The 21,472-nt window shown below is 32.3% G+C and carries 19 protein-coding genes and 1 other annotated feature; of the genes, 18 read left to right on the top strand and 1 reads right to left on the bottom strand.

From position 1 onward, the window contains the following. Window positions 1-204 precede the first annotated feature (204 nt). The 12 genes from bilS (at window position 205) to ACK2WO_RS01875 (ending at window position 14,809) form a co-directional block, all read left to right on the top strand. Window positions 205-705 carry a flavodoxin family protein BilS gene (bilS, locus tag ACK2WO_RS01930; protein WP_414698231.1) on the top strand — a complete coding sequence of 167 codons (501 nt, stop codon included), beginning with the start codon at window positions 205-207 and terminating at the stop codon, window positions 703-705. A gap of 195 nt (window positions 706-900) precedes the next feature. Further along, window positions 901-2,826 (top strand): elongation factor G, encoded by a 1,926-nt coding sequence (locus tag ACK2WO_RS01925; RefSeq protein WP_414698230.1) that lies wholly within the window; start codon window positions 901-903, stop codon window positions 2,824-2,826. Window positions 2,827-2,958: 132 nt separating this feature from the next. Continuing rightward, complete coding sequence (gene radA / locus ACK2WO_RS01920; protein ID WP_178411913.1) at window positions 2,959-4,338, top strand: DNA repair protein RadA; 1,380 nt, start codon at window positions 2,959-2,961, stop codon at window positions 4,336-4,338. A gap of 7 nt (window positions 4,339-4,345) precedes the next feature. Beyond that, window positions 4,346-5,416, top strand: a complete 1,071-nt coding sequence (gene disA / locus ACK2WO_RS01915) for a DNA integrity scanning diadenylate cyclase DisA (protein WP_178411914.1) — start codon at window positions 4,346-4,348, stop codon at window positions 5,414-5,416. Between the two features lie 163 nt (window positions 5,417-5,579). Next, window positions 5,580-6,701 (top strand): PIN domain-containing protein, encoded by a 1,122-nt coding sequence (locus ACK2WO_RS01910; protein ID WP_178411915.1) that lies wholly within the window; start codon window positions 5,580-5,582, stop codon window positions 6,699-6,701. Between the two features lie 55 nt (window positions 6,702-6,756). Further along, window positions 6,757-7,605 (top strand): transketolase, encoded by an 849-nt coding sequence (locus ACK2WO_RS01905; RefSeq protein ID WP_414698730.1) that lies wholly within the window; start codon window positions 6,757-6,759, stop codon window positions 7,603-7,605. After that, window positions 7,605-8,519 carry a transketolase family protein gene (locus ACK2WO_RS01900; protein WP_414698229.1) on the top strand — a complete coding sequence of 305 codons (915 nt, stop codon included), beginning with the start codon at window positions 7,605-7,607 and terminating at the stop codon, window positions 8,517-8,519. Before ACK2WO_RS01905 ends, ACK2WO_RS01900 begins: the two co-directional genes overlap by 1 nt. Window positions 8,520-8,882: 363 nt before the next feature. Then, window positions 8,883-9,566, top strand: a complete 684-nt coding sequence (gene ispD, locus ACK2WO_RS01895) for a 2-C-methyl-D-erythritol 4-phosphate cytidylyltransferase (RefSeq protein ID WP_414698729.1) — start codon at window positions 8,883-8,885, stop codon at window positions 9,564-9,566. Between the two features lie 147 nt (window positions 9,567-9,713). Next, complete coding sequence (locus ACK2WO_RS01890; protein WP_414698228.1) at window positions 9,714-10,607, top strand: radical SAM protein; 894 nt, start codon at window positions 9,714-9,716, stop codon at window positions 10,605-10,607. Window positions 10,608-10,720: 113 nt separating this feature from the next. Beyond that, window positions 10,721-11,203, top strand: a complete 483-nt coding sequence (gene ispF / locus ACK2WO_RS01885; protein WP_414698227.1) for a 2-C-methyl-D-erythritol 2,4-cyclodiphosphate synthase — start codon at window positions 10,721-10,723, stop codon at window positions 11,201-11,203. 81 nt (window positions 11,204-11,284) lie between these two features. Further along, window positions 11,285-11,497: a binding site (T-box leader), on the top strand. A gap of 76 nt (window positions 11,498-11,573) precedes the next feature. After that, window positions 11,574-13,022, top strand: coding sequence for a proline--tRNA ligase (gene proS, locus ACK2WO_RS01880; RefSeq protein WP_178411734.1), 1,449 nt, complete (start codon window positions 11,574-11,576; stop codon window positions 13,020-13,022). 92 nt (window positions 13,023-13,114) lie between these two features. Then, window positions 13,115-14,809: a proline--tRNA ligase gene (locus tag ACK2WO_RS01875; protein ID WP_414698226.1), complete on the top strand. Its 1,695-nt coding sequence runs from the start codon at window positions 13,115-13,117 to the stop codon at window positions 14,807-14,809. A gap of 150 nt (window positions 14,810-14,959) precedes the next feature. Here ACK2WO_RS01875 and ACK2WO_RS01870 read toward each other — a convergent pair whose 3' ends face one another. After that, window positions 14,960-15,328, bottom strand: a complete 369-nt coding sequence (locus tag ACK2WO_RS01870; protein ID WP_414698225.1) for a hypothetical protein — start codon at window positions 15,326-15,328, stop codon at window positions 14,960-14,962. Between the two features lie 471 nt (window positions 15,329-15,799). Between ACK2WO_RS01870 and gltX the strand changes: the two genes are divergently transcribed. The 6 genes from gltX to ACK2WO_RS01840 all read left to right on the top strand — a co-directional run bounded on the left by gltX (window position 15,800) and on the right by ACK2WO_RS01840 (window position 21,443). Then, on the top strand, window positions 15,800-17,296 hold the full coding sequence (gene gltX / locus ACK2WO_RS01865; RefSeq protein WP_118549469.1) for a glutamate--tRNA ligase: 1,497 nt from the start codon (window positions 15,800-15,802) through the stop codon (window positions 17,294-17,296). 102 nt (window positions 17,297-17,398) lie between these two features. Beyond that, on the top strand, window positions 17,399-18,793 hold the full coding sequence (gene cysS, locus ACK2WO_RS01860; RefSeq protein ID WP_414698224.1) for a cysteine--tRNA ligase: 1,395 nt from the start codon (window positions 17,399-17,401) through the stop codon (window positions 18,791-18,793). A 3-nt stretch (window positions 18,794-18,796) separates the two neighbouring features. Next, the gene (locus ACK2WO_RS01855) at window positions 18,797-19,192 is read left to right on the top strand and encodes a Mini-ribonuclease 3 (RefSeq protein ID WP_118549471.1); all 396 of its coding nucleotides are present in this window, start codon (window positions 18,797-18,799) and stop codon (window positions 19,190-19,192) included. Window positions 19,193-19,373: 181 nt separating this feature from the next. Next, on the top strand, window positions 19,374-20,132 hold the full coding sequence (gene thyX, locus ACK2WO_RS01850; protein WP_414698223.1) for an FAD-dependent thymidylate synthase: 759 nt from the start codon (window positions 19,374-19,376) through the stop codon (window positions 20,130-20,132). A 13-nt stretch (window positions 20,133-20,145) separates the two neighbouring features. Next, a complete protein-coding gene (rlmB, locus tag ACK2WO_RS01845) occupies window positions 20,146-20,880 on the top strand; it encodes a 23S rRNA (guanosine(2251)-2'-O)-methyltransferase RlmB (protein WP_329982973.1) in 735 nt (244 codons plus the stop codon). Beyond that, the gene (locus ACK2WO_RS01840; RefSeq protein ID WP_178411739.1) at window positions 20,880-21,443 is read left to right on the top strand and encodes an NYN domain-containing protein; all 564 of its coding nucleotides are present in this window, start codon (window positions 20,880-20,882) and stop codon (window positions 21,441-21,443) included. The genes rlmB and ACK2WO_RS01840 overlap by 1 nt, the downstream gene beginning before the upstream one ends. Window positions 21,444-21,472 lie beyond the last annotated feature (29 nt).

Raw genomic sequence — 21,472 nt, 5'->3', positions numbered from 1 at the left:
TTTTTGAATATAATATATATAACATTGTCATAAGTAAAACTCAGATAAAAAATAATATATATATATATATATCATAGAAAAACTCAGATAAAAAATAATAATATTATCATAGGTAAAACTTAGATAAAAAGATTTTAAAAAATAATTATTAAAAAGTGATATAATTTAGTTAATAAAATTATTAATAGAAAAGAGGAATTTAATATGAGTTATTCAGTTGTTTATGCGACATCTACAGGAAATACAAAACTATTAGCAGATAATGTAGCAGAGGTACTAGATTCAGAATGTGTTTATTTTGGGCAGCCAGATGAAAAAGCAAAAGAATCAGATGTAATATTTGTAGGATTTTGGACAGATAAGGGAACTTGTAATGAAGAAATAAAAGAATTTATGACAGGTTTAAAAGACAAAAAAGTAGTATTATTTGGCTCAGCTGGTGCTGGAAGTGAAGACTATCTAAATAAGGTGTTAAATAATGTAAAAGACGAATTAGATGAAAGTTGCGAGGTAGTAGCTGAATTTATGTGTCAGGGAAAGATGCAACAGAATGTGAAAGCTAGATACGAACGTATGCTAGAAGAAAAACCAGGAGACGAACAAATACTAAGTTTAATTAAAAACTTTGAAGAAGCTTTAAATCACCCTAATGAAGACGATTTAGCTAGACTTAAAAATACAGTTAAAAAAGCCATTGAGAAATAAAAATTTATTATAAAATAACAAAAAATTAATTGGTAAAAATATTTTTCAAAAAAATTAAAAAATTTTTAAAATAAAAGAGGAAAACGTATTTATATATAGAATTTAATACATTGTAGAGTTGTTCTTCGACTTTATTCAAAAGGCAAATTATTTTATAAAATTAAAAAATTACTATTCTCAAAGGTGGGTGTTCATATGAAAGTATATGATAGCAAAATGATAAGAAATGTAGCAATATTAGGTCACAGTGGATGTGGGAAAACAAATCTTATAGAAACAATATCTCACGTAGCAAACACAAAAAAAATACCTAAACTTACTGCAAAAGCAAATATGACTTATAGTATGGGTCTTATTCCTATAGAATATGACGACTATAAATTCAATTTACTGGACACTCCAGGTTATTCTGATTTCAGTGGTGATGTTATATCAGCTCTAAAAGTATGTGATTTAGCTGTTATAGTAATAGATGCAACAGATCCATTACAGGTAGGAACTGAAAAAGCAATAGAGCTTACTGAAGGAATACCAAAATTAATGTTTATAAATAAAATAGATAATGAAAAAGCTAGATATAAAGACGTTATAGAAATGCTAAACGGAAAATTCGCACATAAAATAATAGCTATGATAAGTCCAATATACAAAGATAAAAAATTCTGTGGACTACACAATGTTTTTGAAAATGTAGATGACTTAGAAGGCGAATTCAAAGAACAGGCAATAAGCATGAAAGAAGCTCTTATGGAATTAATAGCTGAAACTGATGATGAAACTTTAGAAAAATACTTTAGTGGAGAAGAATTAACTAAAGAAGAAATACAGAAAGGTATAATCATAGGAGTTCACAAAGGCGATATAATACCAGTTATATCTGGATCAACTATAAACAATGTAGGAACAAAAGAAATAATAGAAACTATATCAAGTTATATAGAACCTACATATCTTGACAATGAAAGTCCATTTAAAGGACAGGTATTCAAAACTGTAGTAGACCCATTCGTAGGAAAAATGTCTTACATAAAAATAGTTCAGGGTACAGTTAAGAAAGAAACAGAAGTATACAATCTAAACAGAGAAGTTAAAGATAGATTAGCTAATATATACTCTATAAACGGAAGCGAACTTATAGAGCTTGAATCAGCAAAAGCAGGAGATATAATAATAGTTGCTAAATCTCCAACATTAAAAACAGGAGATACTATCTCTACTTGCAAAGATGAAATACCAGAAGATGAAATAAACTTCCCTAAACCACAGATATACTACGCTGTTAGTCCTAAAAATAAAAACGACGATGAAAAAGTTGGAACAATATTATCAAAACTAACAGAAGAAGATCCGACTCTTGACTTCTACAGAAATGCTGAAACAAAACAGGCTCTTCTAGGTGGACAGGGTGAACTTCATCTAAAAACTGTAATAAATAAAATGAAAGATAAATTCGGTACAGAAGTAGAACTTAGCGACCTTAAAGTTGCATATAGAGAAACAATAAAAGGTAAATCAGATGTTCAAGGAAAACATAAAAAACAGTCTGGTGGACATGGACAGTACGGAGATGTAAAAATCAGATTTGAAAGAAGTGATAAAGAATTTGAATTTGATGAAGAAATATTCGGTGGTTCAGTTCCAAAACAGTACATACCAGCAGTTGAAAAAGGACTAAAAGAAAGTATGGTAAAAGGTATACTAGCAGGATACCCAGTATGCAATATAAAAGCTACTCTTTATGATGGTTCTTATCACGATGTTGACTCTTCTGAAATGGCATTCAAGATGGCAGCTTCAATAGCATTCAAAAAAGGTATGGAAGAAGCACAGCCAGTACTTCTTGAACCAATCATGAAACTTACTATAACAATACCAGATGAATACATGGGAGATGTTATGGGAGATATAAATAAGAGAAGAGGTAAAATACTAGGTATGGAACCTACTGACAATGGAAAACAGTTATTAATAGCTGAAGCTCCTCAGGCTGAAACATTCAAGTATGCAATAGATTTAAGAGCTATGACTCAGGGTAGAGGATACTTTGAAATGGAATTTGCTAGATATGCAGAAGTTCCTAACCAGATAGCTGAAAAAATAGTTGCAGCAGCTAAAAAATAAGATAAATATGAATAAAAAACTTGTAGTTTAACATAATATTTTAAGATATTGTCCTATATATATGATAAAATTATATAGGACAATATTTTTTTGTAGAAATATTTGTAGAAATACAGAAGAAGGAAATTTATAATGGCAAAAATAAAAACAAAATACGTATGTCAGTCATGTGGATATGAAAATCCAAAATGGCTTGGAAAATGTCCAGAATGTATGAAATGGAATACATTTGTGGAGGAAATAGAAGATAAAAGTACTAAAAGTAATAATAGAGAAACTTTTGTAATAGATAAATCATCACAGAAACCTGTAAATATAAATTCAATAACAATAAAACACGAGGAGAGATTCTCTAGTGGAATAAACGAGTTAAACAGAGTATTAGGTGGTGGAATAGTTAGAGGTTCACTTGTGCTAGTAGGTGGAGATCCAGGAATTGGAAAATCTACATTACTTTTACAGGTATCTGAAAGTGTTGCACAATCGGGAAAGAAAGTGCTATATATATCAGGAGAAGAATCAGAATCTCAGATAAAAATGAGAGCTGAAAGATTAAATGCTAAATCAGAAAATTTATATATAATGGCAGAAAATAATTTAAATATTATAGAACATCATTTAGAAGGGTTTGACCCAGACCTTATAATATTAGACTCTATACAGACTGTATTTACACCGGATATAGCTTCGGCACCGGGTACAGTGAGTCAGATAAAAGAGGGTACTTCAAGATTTATGAGGATTTCCAAAAAAATGGGAATATCTACATTTGTAGTTGGCCATGTTACAAAAGAAGGCTCTCTTGCAGGGCCAAAAATAATGGAGCATATGGTTGATACAGTACTTTATTTTGAAGGTGAAAGATATAATACATACAGACTTGTAAGAGCTGTAAAAAATAGATTCGGTTCTACTAATGAACTAGGTGTATTTGAAATGAGTGAAAAAGGACTTCAAGAACTTGAAAATCCTTCAAAGGCTCTTATTTCAGAAAAACCAGAAGATGCATCTGGCTCTGTAATAGTATCTACTGTAGAGGGGACAAGACCGATGTTACTTGAACTTCAGGCACTTGTATCTCCTACTAGCTTTGGTATACCTAGAAGAACAGCAACAGGTATAGATTTTAATAGGGTAAATCTATTACTTGCTGTACTTGAAAAAAGAGCAGGAATGCAGATACAAAATCAAGATGTATATTTAAATATAGTTGGTGGAATAAAAATAAACGAGCCATCTATGGATTTAGGAGTGATACTAGCTGTTGCATCTGGATTTAGAAATATACCGATAAGCGGAGAGGTGGCTGTTACTGGAGAAGTTGGACTTACAGGAGAAATAAGAGGTGTAAGCTACATTGAAAAAAGAATATCTGAGTGTAGAAAACTAGGATTTAAAAAAATAATAATTCCAAAATCAAACTATGAATCTGTAAAAGATGTAAAAGGAATAGAAATATGGCCGGTTGAAAATGTAAGACAGGCTATAAATATGGTATTGAGGGGAGAGTAGTTAGTACATGGATGTATATGTAACAGATAAAACAATGAGAAAAGAAGTACTTAAAATGATTTCTCCAGGGACTCCTCTTAGACAGGGACTGGATAATGTCCTAAAGGCTAAAACAGGAGGACTTATTGTAATAGCTAGTGATGAAAGTGTTATGGATTTAGTAGATGGTGGATTTGCTATACATGTTGAATACACACCATCATACCTTTATGAGCTTGCAAAAATGGACGGTGCAATAGTACTAAATTCTGATGTGGATGAGATATTATATGCAAATACGCAGCTTATTCCAGATTATTCAATAAAAACTTCTGAAACAGGGACTAGACATAGAACTGCTGAGAGGGTTGCAAAACAGACTAAGGCAATTGTAATTGCAATATCTCAGAGAAGAAATGTTATATCTGTATATAGAGGAGACCAAAAGTATGTAGTTGAAGATATATCAAAAATATTTACAAAGGCAAATCAGGCACTTCAAACACTTGAAAAATATAAATCAGTATTAGACCAAGCTGTTGCTAGTTTAAATACGTTAGAATTTAATGGATTTGTAACTATATACGATGTGGCATTAGTACTTCAAAAGATAGAAATGGTAATGAGAGTAACGGATATAATTGAAAGTTACCTATTAGAATTAGGAGTAGAAGGTGCACTTATAAAAATGCAGCTTGAAGAACTTATGGGGAGTACAAGAGAGGACCGGGAGCTAGTATTAAAAGACTATGGAACTCAGGTATCATCTAATGAATTTAAGGAAAAATTGGCAAACCTTACAGAAGATGAGCTACTGGACTTAACAAATATAGCTAGACTTCTTGGATATACAGGTGTATCAGAAAATATGGATATGCCTATAAAAACAAAAGGATATAGAGTTCTTAATAAGATTCATAGATTACCTAGAACAATAATAGAAAACCTAGTAAATTATTTTGACAATTTCCAGGATATACTAACAGCTTCAATAGAAGAACTTGATGAGGTTGAAGGTATCGGTGAAATAAGAGCTACTTATATTAAAAATGGACTTGTAAAAATGAAACAGTTAGCATTACTTGATAGACATATTTAATAGTAAAATGAAATTATACAATTTATATTAAAAATGATATAATAGACTGAGTTGGGGAAAAGTGCAACAAATTTGGTGAAATTTTGGTGAAGTTTGCTATTTTTGTTGTACATAAGCAAAAATTTAGTCTATAATAATAAAATATAATAGGGGAGGTGATACATTGATTAAGAAGATAGTAAGATTTTTAATTGGTGGATTAGGTTTAATCGTAGGTTCTTCTACTTACGTATCGGTAACACAGAATTTTCAAATATTAACATACAATAATAAAACATATGAAGCAATAGCGTCAGTTGTAGCTGGTTTAGTAATAGGAATTATATTTTATTTAATTGAGCCTTGGTTTATGAATAAAATCAAGAAAATAGCAAGAGCAGCAGAAAAGGAAATCTCTAGATACCCTCAGGTCGATATATTACTTGGGTCTGTAGGTCTTATAGTAGGTTTTGTAATAGCGTATCTTGTAAGTGGAATTATAAACTCTATACCGATAGTAGGTAAAGTAATATCAGTACTTGTATATCTTGTACTTGGATATTTAGGAGTTAGAGTAGCACTTAAGAGTAAAAATGATCTTGCAAACTTTGGTAAATTAAATAAAAAACTAGCAGCTAGCCTTGCAAAAGAAAAAGAGCAGGAAAAAGAATGCGAAAAATTAAAAGAAGAAGTTAAAGAATGTGGAGCTTCTATTCCTCCAAAAGTATTAGACACAAGTGTAATAATAGATGGAAGAATAGCTGATATATGCCAGACTGGTTTTATAGAAGGTAAGCTTATAATACCAGCATTTGTATTAGAGGAGCTAAGACACATAGCTGATTCTGCTGACGATTTAAAAAGAGTAAGAGGTAGAAGAGGGTTAGATATATTAAATATAATCCAGAAAGAATTAAATATAGAAGTTGAAATAAGCGAACAGGATTTCCCAGAAATAGCTGAGGTAGATAGTAAATTATTAAAATTAGCTCAGGTATTAGGAGGAAAGGTTGTTACAAATGACTTCAATCTAAACAAAGTTGCCCAGTTCCAGGGTGTTGAGGTTCTAAACATAAACGAACTTGCTAATGCAGTTAAGCCAGTTGCTATACCTGGTGAAGATATGGTGGTTCAGGTTGTTAAAGAAGGTAAGGAAGCTCAGCAGGGTATTGCATATTTAGATGATGGTACTATGATAGTTGTCGATGGTGGTAAAAAATACATGGGACAGACTATAAAAGTATTAGTAACATCAGTACTTCAGACTCCAGCGGGAAGAATGATATTTGCAAAACCTAAGAATTAATTGTAAAATAAAAAAGAAAATAGGAAATCGTGTATTCGGTTTTCAAATAGAGAAAATAAAAAAGAGAAAGGAAATTAGTGAAATGAACAATAATGAATTAAAAGCTATTGCAAAAGAAGTAAGAATTGACATTATTAAGTCAGTTTCAGAAGCAAAATCAGGTCATCCAGGAGGATCATTATCAGCAGCAGATATACTAACAGTATTATACTTTGATGCTATGAATATAGACCCTTCTAACCCAAAATGGGAAGACAGAGATAGATTCGTTCTTTCTAAAGGTCATGGTGCACCAGCTTTATATGCAGTATTAGCTGAAAGAGGATATTTCCCTAAAGAAGAATTATTAAAACTTAGAAAATTTGGTGCTATGCTTCAGGGACATCCTGATATGAAAAAAACTCCAGGTGTTGATATGTCAACAGGTTCTTTAGGACAGGGATTATCAGCAGCAAACGGAATGGCTTTAGCAGCTAAATTAGATGGTAAAGACTACAACGTTTACGCTCTTCTTGGAGATGGAGAAGTTCAGGAAGGTATGATATGGGAAGCTGCAATGAGTGCTGCTCACTACAAACTAGACAACATAATAGCTTTCTTAGACCACAATGGTTTACAGATAGATGGTTCTAATGATGAAGTTATGAGTCTTGGAAAAATAGCTAAAAAATTCGATGCATTCGGATGGAATGTAATATCTATAGACGGACATGATTTCGATCAGATAAAAAAAGCTATAGAAATGGCTAAAGAAGAAGAAGGAAGACCTTCTATAGTTATATGTGAAACAGTAAAAGGTAAAGGAGTTTCATTCATGGAAGACCAGGCTGGATGGCATGGTAAAGCTCCAAACGCTGAAGAAACAGCTAAAGCATTAGAAGACTTAGAAGGAGGACTTAAATAATGGAAAGTATAGCAACTAGAGAGGCTTATGGAAAAACACTAGTAGAATTAGTTGAAAATAAAGATATAGTAGTTCTTGATGCAGACTTAGCAGGAGCTACAAAAACTGCAATGTTCAAAAAAGCATGCCCAGAAAGATTCTTCGATATGGGTATAGCAGAAGGTGATATGATGGGTACAGCAGCAGGTCTTGCAGTATCTGGGAAAATACCTTTCGCAAGTACTTTCGCAATATTCGCAGCAGGTAGAGGATTTGAACAGATAAGAAACTCTATATGCTACCCAAATATAAACGTTAAAATAGCTGCTACTCATGCAGGTGTTACAGTTGGGGAAGACGGAGGAAGTCACCAGGCAATAGAAGATATTTCACTAATGAGAAGTTTACCAAACATGGTAGTATTAAACCCAGCAGATGCTGTTGAAGCTAGACAGATGGTATTAGCTGCAGCTGAATACGTTGGACCAATGTACTTAAGATTCGGTAGAGCTGCTACTCCAGTTATACACGACGAATCTTACAAATTCGAATTAGGAAAAGGTGAAGTAGTTAAAGAAGGTAAAGATGTATCTATAATAGCTACAGGTATAATGGTTGCTAAAGCATTAGAAGCTGCTGAAACTTTAAAAGCAGAAGGAATAGATGCAGAAGTAATAAACATATCTACAATAAAACCTTTAGACAATGAACTTGTTTTAACATCAGCTAAGAAAACAGGAAAAGTTGTTACAGCTGAAGAACACAGTATAATAGGTGGATTAGGTTCTGCAGTATGTGAATTATTAGCAGAAGAACATCCAGTAAAAGTAACTAGAATAGGTGTTAAAGATTGCTTCGGACAGTCAGGATCACCAGCTGCATTATTAGAATACTACGGATTAACTGCAGCAGATATAGTTAAAGCTTGTAAATAAATAGTTTAAAATAGAAACGTAAAAAGGAAACGAATTAACGCTCCAGGCAATCAAGTTGCATTGTCGCTGTTAATTTCGTTTCCTTTTTTACGTTCATATTATAAATTATTTACATAATTAAAAAATTAGGTTGGAAATAAGAAAAAGTAGAAAAATATTAATGTTCATGGCTTCGACATGTGCAAAAGCGGAGCTTTTTAGAGGTTGCACATGTCTGCAGATAATCACTATTAATATTTTTCTACTTTTTCTTATTAGTGTGTAATTTTATTAACCGTAGAGGAGTTATAGAAATATATACAATGCTTAATAAATAATGATAAAATAAAGATAGACGATTATGTTTTGGAAAGGATATATGATATGAATACTGTTATGATTGTTGCCGCGGGTAGTGGTAAGAGGATGAATGCAGGGATGAATAAGCAGTTTATAAAGATAAATGATAAAGAGATTGTTGCTCATACAATAGAGAAATTTTATAATTCTCCTCTGATAGATGAGATTGTTCTTTGTATTAAGGAAGAGGAAGAGGATTTTGTTAGGGAGAATATAATAGAAAAGTATGGATTTAAGGATATAGTTATATCTTACGGGGGTAAGGAGAGACAGGATACGATAAACAATGGTCTTGAGAAAGTTAGTCCTGATTGTGATATTTTACTTATCCACGATGGAGCAAGACCTTTTGTTACAGATGAGATTATAGAGAATGCTGTTAATGAAACTAAGAAGTTAAAGGCAACTGTTGTAGGTGTTATGGTCAAGGATACTATAAAGGTTGTCGACGGAAATGAGATAGTAGATACTCCAAATAGGGCAAATCTTTGGGCTGCTCAGACACCACAATCTTTTGATTTTAACTTGATAAAAGAAGCCTATGAGCTTGCATATAGAGATGGTTTCTATGGAACTGATGATGCTATGATTGCAGAACACGCAGGTCATAAGGTGTATATGATTCAGGGAAGTTATGATAATATTAAGATAACTAGTCCTGAGGATCTGCCTATATCAGAAGTTATTTCCCGGAAAATAATTGGATAATGATATAGTAAAAAAGATAAAATATTTTTAAAGAGATAAAATATTAAAAAATAATTTCGAAAGTAGATTTAAAACAAAACGTAAAAATCAAATTCGAAAAATGAAAATAATAAATAAAAAGCTAAGATACTAAAAGTAGGTGATTCTATGAAATACACAGGAACGACTTATAGACCTCCATTTGAAGCTAATTCTCTTTTGCTTCAAGTAACAGCAGGGTGTAGCCACAATAAGTGTACGTTCTGTACTATGTACAAAGATGTTCCTTTTGAAGTGGAAAGTATGGAACAGATTGAAGCTGATTTAAGAGAAGCGAGAGGCAGAAGAAAAAGAATAAAGAAAGTCTTTCTAGAAAATGGAGATCCTTTTGTTTTAAGTGCAGATAAGTTAAAACAGATTGCTGAAAAGATAGAGGAGATTATTCCAGAAGTAGAGAATATCTCCATGTTTGCAACAATAAAGAATATCATTGATAAAACGGATGATGAGTTAAAAGCGCTTAGAAAACTTAAAATAAACAATTTAAATGTAGGAATAGAGTCTGGATTAGAAGAAGCGGTCGAATTTATGAATAAGGGATATACTGTAGAAGTTGCAAAGAGAGAACTTAAAAGACTTGAAAATGCAGGAATGGACTATAGTGTAAACATAATAATTGGCTGTGGTGGAAGCGATAAGAGTAGAGAAAATGCGATAAAAACAGCAGAACTTGTCAACGAATTAAACCCAAAGATAGTATTTGTGGGGAGTATTCACGCTGATGAGGGAAGTAAGTTGGAAAAATTAAAGGCAACTGGAAAATTCAATGAAAATACTCTTAGAGAAAACATAGAAGAAGAAAAATTGTTTATCGAAAAACTAGATGAAAGAGATATAGAATTCTTTGGATTACATCCATCAAATGCTGTAAGGCTACATGGAAACTTATCTAAAGATAAAGAAACTATGATTGAAAAATTAAACAATGCATTAAAAGAAATACCAGATGAAATCTTGGATAAAGTAAGTAAAAGAGGTTTTGAAGGAACAGTAGAATTTTAATAAATATGGAAATGAGTTATACAGAAAAATTAATGTATTTGTTTTGAAGGAAAAGTAGAAATTTTATACACAGAAATGAATGGAAATTTATAAAAAGATAGGAGAGATAATATATGAGAGTTGGAATGGGATATGATGTACATAGACTTGTAGAAGATAGAAAGCTTATAATCGGTGGAGTTGAAATTCCTCACGAAAAAGGATTATTAGGACATTCTGATGCGGATGTACTTACACACGCTGTTATGGACTCAATACTTGGTGCTATGGCTATGGGAGATATTGGTAAACACTTCCCAGACACAGATCCAAAGTTTAAAGGAGCAGATAGCTTAAAACTTATGGAACATGTATATGAAATTATGAAAGAAGAGGGGTATGTTCTTGGAAACATAGACTGTACTATAATTGCACAGGCTCCAAGGATGGCTCCACACATACCACAGATGAGAGAAAACTTTGCTAGAATAATGCACACAGATATAAAAAACATAAACGTAAAAGCTACAACAGAAGAAAAATTAGGATTTACTGGAAGTGGAGAGGGAATTTCTTCTCAAAGTATATGTTTGTTATTGACAGAATCTAATAAATAATATATCATTTAGGGTATAAGTGAAACAAATAACATAATTACAAGTTATAGAATAAAACAATAATTTGTATAGAAAATCTATATAATTGCAATGATAAAGAAGTAGTAGGTAGTGAAAGTCTTACAGAGAGGAAATGACGGTGGAAAGTTTCCAGATAGAAGCAACTGAACCAATCTTTTAGCTTAGAGGGGTAACAACCTCTACGGATGGAGCCGTTATACTCCGGCAAGAGAATCACAATATTTTGTGATTAACTAGAGTGGTACCGCGGAAACTATGCCTTTCGTCTCTATTAAGAGATGAAAGGCTTTTTTTATTATAAAAATAATTATTAAAAATTAATCTATAAAATCAAAAGGAGAGTACAAAGATGGCAAAAAAAGATAAACAGTTCGTTGAAGAAATTACACCTATGGAGGTAGACTTTGCTCAGTGGTATACAGATGTTGTTACTAAAACTGACTTAGTTGATTACGCTCCAGTAAAAGGATTTATGGTTATAAAACCTTATGGATACGCATTATGGGAAAAAATACAGGGATTCTTCGATGCTAAAATAAAAGCAACAGGACACAAAAACTGCTATTTCCCACTATTAATACCAGAAAGTCTATTAACTAAAGAAGCAGAACACGTTGAAGGTTTCGCTCCAGAAGTTGCTTGGGTAACTCAGGGTGGAAACAAAACTTTAGAAGAAAGACTATGCGTTAGACCAACTTCTGAAACAATAATATGTACAATGTACGCTAAATGGTTAAAATCATACAGAGAATTACCATACCTATACAACCAGTGGTGTTCAGTTGTAAGATGGGAAAAAACTACTAGACCATTCTTAAGAACTTCTGAATTCTTATGGCAGGAAGGTCATACTCTACATGAAACATACGAAGAAGCAGAAAAAGAAACATTAGATATACTTCAGATGTACAAAGAATTATGTGAAGAATTATTAGCTATGCCAGTTATAGATGGACAGAAATCTGAAAGTGAAAAATTCGCTGGTGGAGAAAGAACTTACACAATAGAAGCTATGATGCACGACGGTAAAGCATTACAGTCAGGAACAAGTCATTTCTTAGGACAGCACTTCACTAAAGCATTTGATATAACATTTGCAGATAGAGAAGGTGGATTATCTCATCCATACCACACTTCTTGGGGTATATCAACTAGATTAATAGGTGGACTTATAATGACTCACTCTGATAACAGAGGTCTTGTACTTCCTCCAAGAATAGCTCCAACTCAGGTTATGATAGTTCCAATAGCTGCTAACAAAGGTGGAGTAATGGAAAAAGTTGATGAATTATACGCTGCATTAAAAGAAAAAGGTGCTAGAGTAGAAGTTGATGATAGACCAAACTACTCAACTGGATACAAACTAAACGACTGTGAAATGAAAGGTATACCAGTAAGAATAGAAATAGGGCCAAAAGATATAGAAAACAACCAGGCTATGGTATTTAGAAGAGATACATTAGAAAAAGAAGCTATATCATTAGACAACTTAGTTGAACATGTAACTGGATTATTCGATACTATACACAATGATATGTTAGAAAAAGCTAGACAGCACAGAGAAAACAGAACTTCTGTTGCTAAAGATATGACTGAATTCAAAACAGCTCTAGAAGAAAATCCAGGATTCATAAAAGCTATGTGGTGTGGATGCCCAGAATGTGAAGCTAAAATAAAAGAAGAAACAGCTGCTACAATAAGATGTATACCATTCGTACAGGAAGACCTTGGAACAAATAAATGTGTATACTGTGGAAAAGAAGCTAAAGAAATGGTTATAATAGCTAAAGCATACTAAGAATAGAAATTAAATAAAAGCCTGAAAAGTCTGCCGGATTCTTTGATGGCAGGCTTTTTATGTGTGTATAAAATATTATTGAGGTGATGCAAATGAGATTTTCAAAAATGTTTATACCTACAAAAAGAGAAATACCTACAGATGTGGAAATAGAAAGCCACAAACTTATGATAAGATCTGGAATGATAAAAAAATCTGCTTCTGGAATATACAACCGGTTACCTCTAGGATTAAAGGTTGAGAGAAAAATAGAAAGTATAATAAAAGAAGAAGTAGAAAATGCAGATTTTCGGGAAATGCTTTGTTCTGCGCTTATTCCGTCAGAATTATGGCAGGAATCAGGAAGATGGGCTAGAAGAGGAGCAGAAATGTTTAGACTAGAGGACAGAACAGGTAGAGAGTTTTGTCTAGGGCCTACACATGAAGAAGTATTTACAGATATAGTTAGACAGGAAATCAGTTCATATAAGCAGTTACCCGTAAAACTATATCAGATTCAGAGTAAATATAGAGATGAAAGAAAACCTAGATTTGGGACAATGAGAACCAAATCATTTACAATGTTTGATGCATACAGCTTTGATAAAGACGAAGAAAGCTTAAACAAATCTTATGAAGAAATGATAGCATCATTCAAAAGAATATTTGATAGATGTGGTGTTAAATATAGCTTAGTTGAGGCAGAATCAGGAATAGAGGGAGCTCCATCTTCAATAGAATTTATGGTTAAATCTGAAATAGGTGAAGATGAGTTAGCTATATGTTCTGATTGTACTTATGCAGCAAATAGAGAAAGTGCAGAATGTATGCCAAGAGAATTTGAAGCTGAGGAATTAGGTACACTTGAAGAAGTGCACACTCCAGATGCTAGAACAATAAAAGATTTAGAAGAATTCTTTGGCGCTGGAGGAAATAAATTTGCAAAAACAATAATATACTACGCCGATGGAAAAACTGTAACAGTTGTTGTAAGAGGCGATAGAGAAGTAAACGAAAATAAAGTAAAAAGAGCTATTGGTGAAGTGGAAGAATTTGGACTTGCTACAGACGAAATGGTAAAAGATGTAACAGGATCTGAGGTTGGATTTGCTGGGCCAATAGGAATAAACTCTGACATACTACTTATAGATGAAGAAATAGCAAACGGTAAAAACCTAATAACAGGTGCAAATAAAACTGGATACCACTTCAAAAATGCAAACTTTGGAAGAGATTTTGAAGGAACTGTTGGCGATTTTAGAAATGTAAGAGAAGGGGATAAATGCCCTAAATGTGGTGCTCCTTTAAAAATAAGAAGGGGAATCGAAATAGGACATATATTCAAAGCAGGTCAGAAATTCTCTGAAAATATGAACGCAATGTACAGAAGTGAAGAGGAAACTGATGAATATATTCATCTTGGATGCTATGAAATAGGTACAGAAAGACTAACTGCTACAATAATAGAGCAGAACTTTGATGCAGACGGAATAGTTTGGCCACTTAGTGTAGCTCCATTTGAAGTAGAGATAATTCCTGTAAACTTAAAAAATGAGGATGTTGTAAATACTGCTGAAAGAATTTATAAAGAACTTAAACTTATGGGAGTAGATGTACTAATAGACGATAGAGATGCTAGACCGGGAACTAAGTTTAAAGACTCTGATTTAATAGGAATTCCTGTGAGAATAACTGTTGGAAGAGATTTAAAAGAAGGTTTAGTTGAAATGAAGTTTAGAAATAGCGAAGAAAGAGAACTAATATCTGCAGTAGATGCAGCAGAAATAGTAAGAGATAGATTATTATAAGAAAAGAGGGAGTAACTCAACTAACACTTGCGCCTATACAGGCGACGATCGTGTTAGTCGAGTTATCTCCCTCTTTTTGTATAAATCTATACTTTTGGGAGTTTTCTTAAATGTATGTAGATTGAATATAAAACACTTTTGGCTAATATTTTATTCAAGAACTTTTTTAGATTTAATATACAAATATATTGCCATTGGTACTACTAAAACAAGATATATATTTATTATAATTTTTCCTATGAATATATAAGCTATTGAAGCAACTATTCCAAGAATGAGCCAAAACATACAAAGAGAATTATTATTTTTTTCTGAAAATACATTTCTACGAATTATTCCAGATATTATGGAATATGTGATTATTAATAATACATATATATCTACTATTTTAAATGCTATTTTATCTATATTTTTTACATTAAATTTATCTAAAATAAATATAAATACAGGTATTAATATAGCAAGAATTAGTATATAGTAAAGCAATTTTTTGTAATCTTTTTTATTGAAATCTAGCATTGTCTACAACTCCTTAATCATATTTATTTTAAAAACGTTTTTAAGTTGTTTTAATAATACTATTTTTCTATTTTTGCTACAATATAAAACTAATATTTGTAATTATATTGTCATTAATTTAACTAACTATTTTTTTCCTATTTTTATAACTTTAGAATATTTATATCTCTTAATAATAAAGAATTTTATATAAAAAGAAAATGAAAATTTATAGAATAAATTGGCTGTTACAATTAAATGTAGCAGCTTTTTTATTTGGGTGGGAGCTAAGAAGAGGGATTGTGAACTTTTAGAGATGTCATTGCTTTTGCGTCTAGAAAAGAAACTTCTCCTATTTAAAAAAATTACGCAAAATGCGATGCCTCTAAAAGTTTACAACCCTCTCTAGCTCCGATTTATGTTATAATAAACTGTATAATAATGAGATTTTAGGCAATTTTGCCGAATTAGTTTAATTTTAGGAGGAATTTTATGAGCAACGTAAGAGTAAGATTTGCACCAAGTCCAACAGGATTTGTACATATAGGTAGTTTAAGAACAGCTCTTTACAACTATTTATTCGCAAAACACGCAGGTGGAGAATATATACTAAGAGTAGAAGATACTGATAGAACTAGACTTGTTGATGGTGCTATAGAAAACATGCTTAATGCAATGAAATGGGCAGGAGTAAACCACACAGAAGGTGTTATGTTAGATGAAAATGGAAATGTAACACAGAAAGGTGAATACGGTCCATATATACAGTCTGAAAGATTAGACATATACCAGAAATACATAAAAGAACTTTTAGATTCTGGTAAAGCATACTACTGCTTCTGTACAAAAGAAAGATTAGATGCAGTTAGAGAGCAGCAGAAAGAAGCTGGAGAAACTCCAAGATACGATGGACATTGTAGAGATTTAACTCCAGAAGAAGTACAGGCTAAAATAGATGCTGGTGAACCATATGTTATAAGACTTAGATTACCAGAAGACCACAAAATAACATTCACTGACTTAGTAAGAGGTGATATGGAATTTAACACAAATGACTTAGATGATCAGGTACTTATAAAAACTGATGGATTCCCAACATATCATTTTGCAGTTGTTGTAGACGACCATTTAATGAAAATAACTCATATAATAAGAGGGGAAGAATGGGTTTCTTCAACTCCAAAACACGTATACCTATACGAAGCTTTTGGATGGGAAAAACCAGTATTTGTACACCTTCCAAACATATTAAATACAGAAAAGAAAAAATTAAGTAAAAGACAGGGTGACGTAGCTGTTGAAGACTTCAAGAAAAAAGGATACCTTCCAGAAGGTCTTGTAAACTACGTAGCTCTAGTTGGTTGGTCACCAGAAGACAATCAGGAAATATTCTCTATGGAAGAATTAGAAAAAGCCTTCTCTATAGAAAGAGTATCTAAGAGTGGAGGAGTATTCGATACTGAAAAATTAAACTGGGTTAACCACCACTACATGAAAGAAGCAGATGATGCTGTTTTAGCTGAGTTATGTATGCCATACTTAGTAGAAGCTGGATACATAGCAGAAGATGAAAAAGAAGCTAAAATGGATTTAGTTAAAGAAATAGTAAGTGCAGTTAAAGAAAAACTACACTACGCAAAAGAAATAACTGACCACGTTTCTATATTCTTTGGAGATAAATTCGAAATAGAAACTGAAGAAGGTATGGAATTCTTAAAATTAGAACATATACCAACACTATTCGATGCTTTAAGAGAAAAAATAGAAGCAGCAGAAAGCTTTGATGCAGATAGCAACTTCGCTATACTAAAATCAATACAGAAAGAATACAAAATAAAAGGTAAAAACCTATACATGGGATCAAGAATAATGTTAACAGGACAGATGCATGGTCCAGACATCCCAAAAGTTATGGAAGTATTAGGTAAAGAAAACTGCCTAAGAAGACTTGACTATGTAAAAGCTAACGTACTAGACAAATTAAACTAGTATTAAAATAGAGATTAGTTACAATATAAGAAAAGTCTTGATATATTAAAGAATGTTTGGGTATATACTTAGACATAACAAAAAGCCAAAGAGGTGATAAGGATGAAAGTATACAATACATTAACAAATAAAAAAGAAGAATTTGTGCCATTAGAAGAAGGAAAAGTGAAAATGTATGTGTGCGGGCCTACAGTGTACAACTATATACATATAGGTAATGCAAGACCATTCATAATGTTTGATACTTTAAGAAGATACTTAGAATACAAAGGTTATGATGTAACTTATGTACAGAACTTTACAGATGTAGATGATAAAATAATAAAAAGAAGCCACGAAGAAGGAATATCTCCAGAAGAAGTAGCTGAAAAATATATAAAAGAATACTTTGTTGACTGCGATGGACTAGGAATAAAAAGAGCTACAGTTCATCCACAGGTTACACAGAATATTCCACAGATAATAGAATTTATCAAGGAATTAGAAGAAAAAGGATACGCTTATGCAGTAAACGGAGATGTATACTTTGACACTAGAAAATTTGAAGGATATGGAAAATTATCTGGACAGAATATAGACGACCTAGAAGCTGGAGCAAGAATAGAAGTAAATGAACAGAAAAGACATCCAATGGACTTCGTTTTATGGAAAGCTAAAAAAGAAGGCGAACCAGGATGGGATAGTCCATGGGGCGAAGGTAGACCAGGGTGGCATATAGAATGTTCTGTTATGTCTAAGAGATATCTTGGAGAAACTATAGATATACACGCAGGAGGACAGGACTTAACATTCCCTCACCACGAAAACGAAATAGCTCAGAGTGAAGCTAGAAGTGGTAAACCATTTGCTAAATACTGGATGCACAATGGTTATATAAATGTAAACAACGAAAAAATGAGTAAATCAAAAGGAAACTTCTTCACTGTAAGAGATATATCTAAAAAATACGATCTTGAAATAGTTAGATTCTTCCTATTATCAGCTCACTACAAAAGCCCAGTAAACTTCAGCGACGACTTATTAGCACAGGCTGGAGCAGGACTTGAAAGACTTTACAATACTAAAGAAAAATTAGTATTTACATTATCTCACTTAGAAGGTGAAATGACTGATGCAGAAAAAGCATTAGTTGAAGAACTTGACGGATTTAGAAAGAAATTTGTTGAGGTTATGGATGATGACTTAAATACTGCAGATGCTATAACTGCTATATTTGAATTATCTAAATTTATAAACTTAAATGTAGACGAAAATTCTTCTAAAGAATTTGCAGAAAAATGCTTAGCTGAATTTAACGAACTTACAGGAGTTTTAAATATAGTAAATAAAGAAAAAGACAACTCTGTAGATGCAGAAGTAGAAGCTTTAATACAGCAGAGAACTGATGCTAAAAAGAACAAGGATTTCGCAAAAGCAGATGCTATAAGACAGCAGCTTCTTGATATGGGAATCGTTCTTGAAGATACTAGACAGGGTGTTAAATGGAAAAGAGTATAGAAAATGGAAAAAAGTGAATTAATAACTATGTCTCCATTGGTACTTGCTTATCTTGGGGACACTGTGTATGAATCTTATATAAGAGAATATTTAATCAAAAAAAATTGCAATAACAAAGTGAACACTCTTCACAAGCAGGCGATAAAATATGTAAATGCAAACGCTCAGTCTAAGGTTATTCACACTATAGAGAATGATTTAACTGAGGAAGAGATGAGGATCTTTAAGAGAGGAAGAAACCAGAAGTCTAACACTGCTCCAAAGAATATGGATATAGTAGACTACAAACACGCTACTGGTTTTGAAGCTCTGATTGGTTATCTTTATCTTGATAAGCAGATAGATAGACTTGAAGAGATTGTTAGAAGAGGAATTGCGATAATAGAAGAAGATATGTAAATTTTAAAGGTGCTACTAACTAAACATTTTATGTTTATGGTAGCACCTTTTTTATTTGAAAATATACATTTTTTTGGAAGATGTCTTTTATTATTGATTTCTATTTTTATAAAAAACTGCGACAGAATATTATTTTAATGATATAATATAGATTGGACTATTATATTTTAGGGGTGATAAAATGAAAGTTAAATTACTTGCACATACACCTGAACCAGAGAAAGTTGTATCAATGGCTGCAAAGCTTTGTTACTCTAAAGTTGGTGTTGAAGGAATAGAAGAAAATCTTACAGATGAAAAGATAGAAAATTTTTTAAAAATGTTAACTGATATAGGACACGAGTCTCCACTTGAGCATGTGTCATTTACTTTTGGAGTAGAGGGGATATCTAGAGCATGTTCTCATCAGATTGTTCGTCATAGAATAGCTAGTTATTCTCAGCAATCTCAGAGATATGTAAAACTAGATCAGTTTGAATATATAATTCCACCAGAAATAGAAAAATCTGAGGAAGCTAAAAAGATATTTGTAGAAGCTATGGAAAGAGATCAGAAAGACTACGATAGAATAGTAGATATATTATCTGAAAAACATAAAAAAGAATTTATGGAAGAGGGAAAATCAGAAAAAGAAGCAACTAGATTAGCTGAAAAAAAGGCTATAGAAGATGCTAGATATGTTTTCCCAAATGCTTGTGAAACAAAAATAGTAATGACTATGAATGTTAGAAGTCTTTACAATTTCTTTGACCACAGATGCTGCGAAAGAGCTCAGTGGGAAATAAGGGAAATGGCTACACAGATGCTTAAAGAAGTGAAAAAAGTAGCTCCTATAATGTTTAGAAACTGTGGACCAAAATGTGTGAAAGGGCCTTGTCCAGAAGGAAAGATGACTTGTGGTAAGGTTGTTGAGATAAGAGAAAAATTTAAGAATTTATAGGAAGGAAAATATTATGGCTATAATAGAAGGAAGAAATCCGGTAATAGAAGCGATAAAAAACGATAGACATATAGAAAAATTGCTTATATCTAATTCTTCAAAAGAAGGATCTATTAAAAAGATAATAGCTATGGCAAAGGAAAAGAAGATAGTTATTCAGTATGTTGATAGACATAAGCTAGATGAGATGAGTACTAGCCACGCCCATCAAGGTGTTATAGCTACTATAAGCGATTATATCTATAAAGATATAGAAGATGTAGTAAGAGAAGTTAAAGAAAAGGGAGAAGATCCATTTATCATCATATTAGATGAGATAACAGATCCTCACAACTTAGGTTCTATAATAAGAACAGCAGATGCAGTAGGTGCTCATGCTGTTGTAATTCCTAAGAGAAGATCAGTAGACATAACTCCTGTAGTTGCAAAAGCATCTGCTGGGGCAGTAGAGTATGTTCCTGTGTGTAAGGTAACTAATATTGTAAATACTATAAAGATGCTAAAAGAAGAAGGTCTATGGATTGCAGCTGCAGACATGGATGGAGGAGTGTTCTATAAACAGGATTTAACAGGTCCTTTAGGATTAGTAGTAGGAAGTGAAGGATTTGGTATATCAAGACTTGTTAAACAGAACTGTGATTTTGTAGTTAGTATGCCTATGGTAGGTAATGTAACGTCTTTAAATGCATCGGTAGCAGGTGGAATACTGCTTTATGAGGTATTTAGACAGAGAACTTCGGGTAAATAATGGCTGCAAAGTTTAAAAAGAAGAAAAAGAAAAAAATTCTTATAGTTGATGGATACAATATAATTAACGCATGGGATGATTTGAATGAATTATCTAAGATAAACCTTGAAAGCTCTAGAGAGAAGTTAGTAGATTATATGATAGAGTTTTCTAAGTATATGGGATACAAAACAACTATAGTATTTGATGCTTATAATGTAAAGAATTCTGCTGGATATGAAGAAAAGAGATCAGATTCTGTTGAGATAGTATTTACTAAAGAGCATCAGACAGCGGATAGTTATATAGAAAAGTATATTGCAGAGCTGCCTAATAAGGAGTTTATCGACTTAAAGGTTGCTACAAGTGACTACGCTGAGCAGCAGATTGTACTAGGTAAAGGAGCTGCAAGAATTTCTGCTAGGGAACTTCAGTTAGATGTTATGAAGTCTAAGGAGAAGATAGGAGAAAAAAACAGCAGTCATAAGAAAACTATACAGAGAAATACTATAGGTGATAGGTTGAGCCACGAAAACAGAGAGGTTTGGGACAAATTAGAAAGAATGAGAATTAATAAAAAGTAAATAATATATGCCTTTGAATATAAAATATT

The organism is Peptacetobacter sp. AB845, assembly GCF_047528295.1.
GTDB lineage: Bacteria > Bacillota > Clostridia > Peptostreptococcales > Peptostreptococcaceae > Peptacetobacter.
Note: the sequence above shows the minus strand (reverse complement) of the source record. Positions and strands in the feature narration are given on the sequence as shown.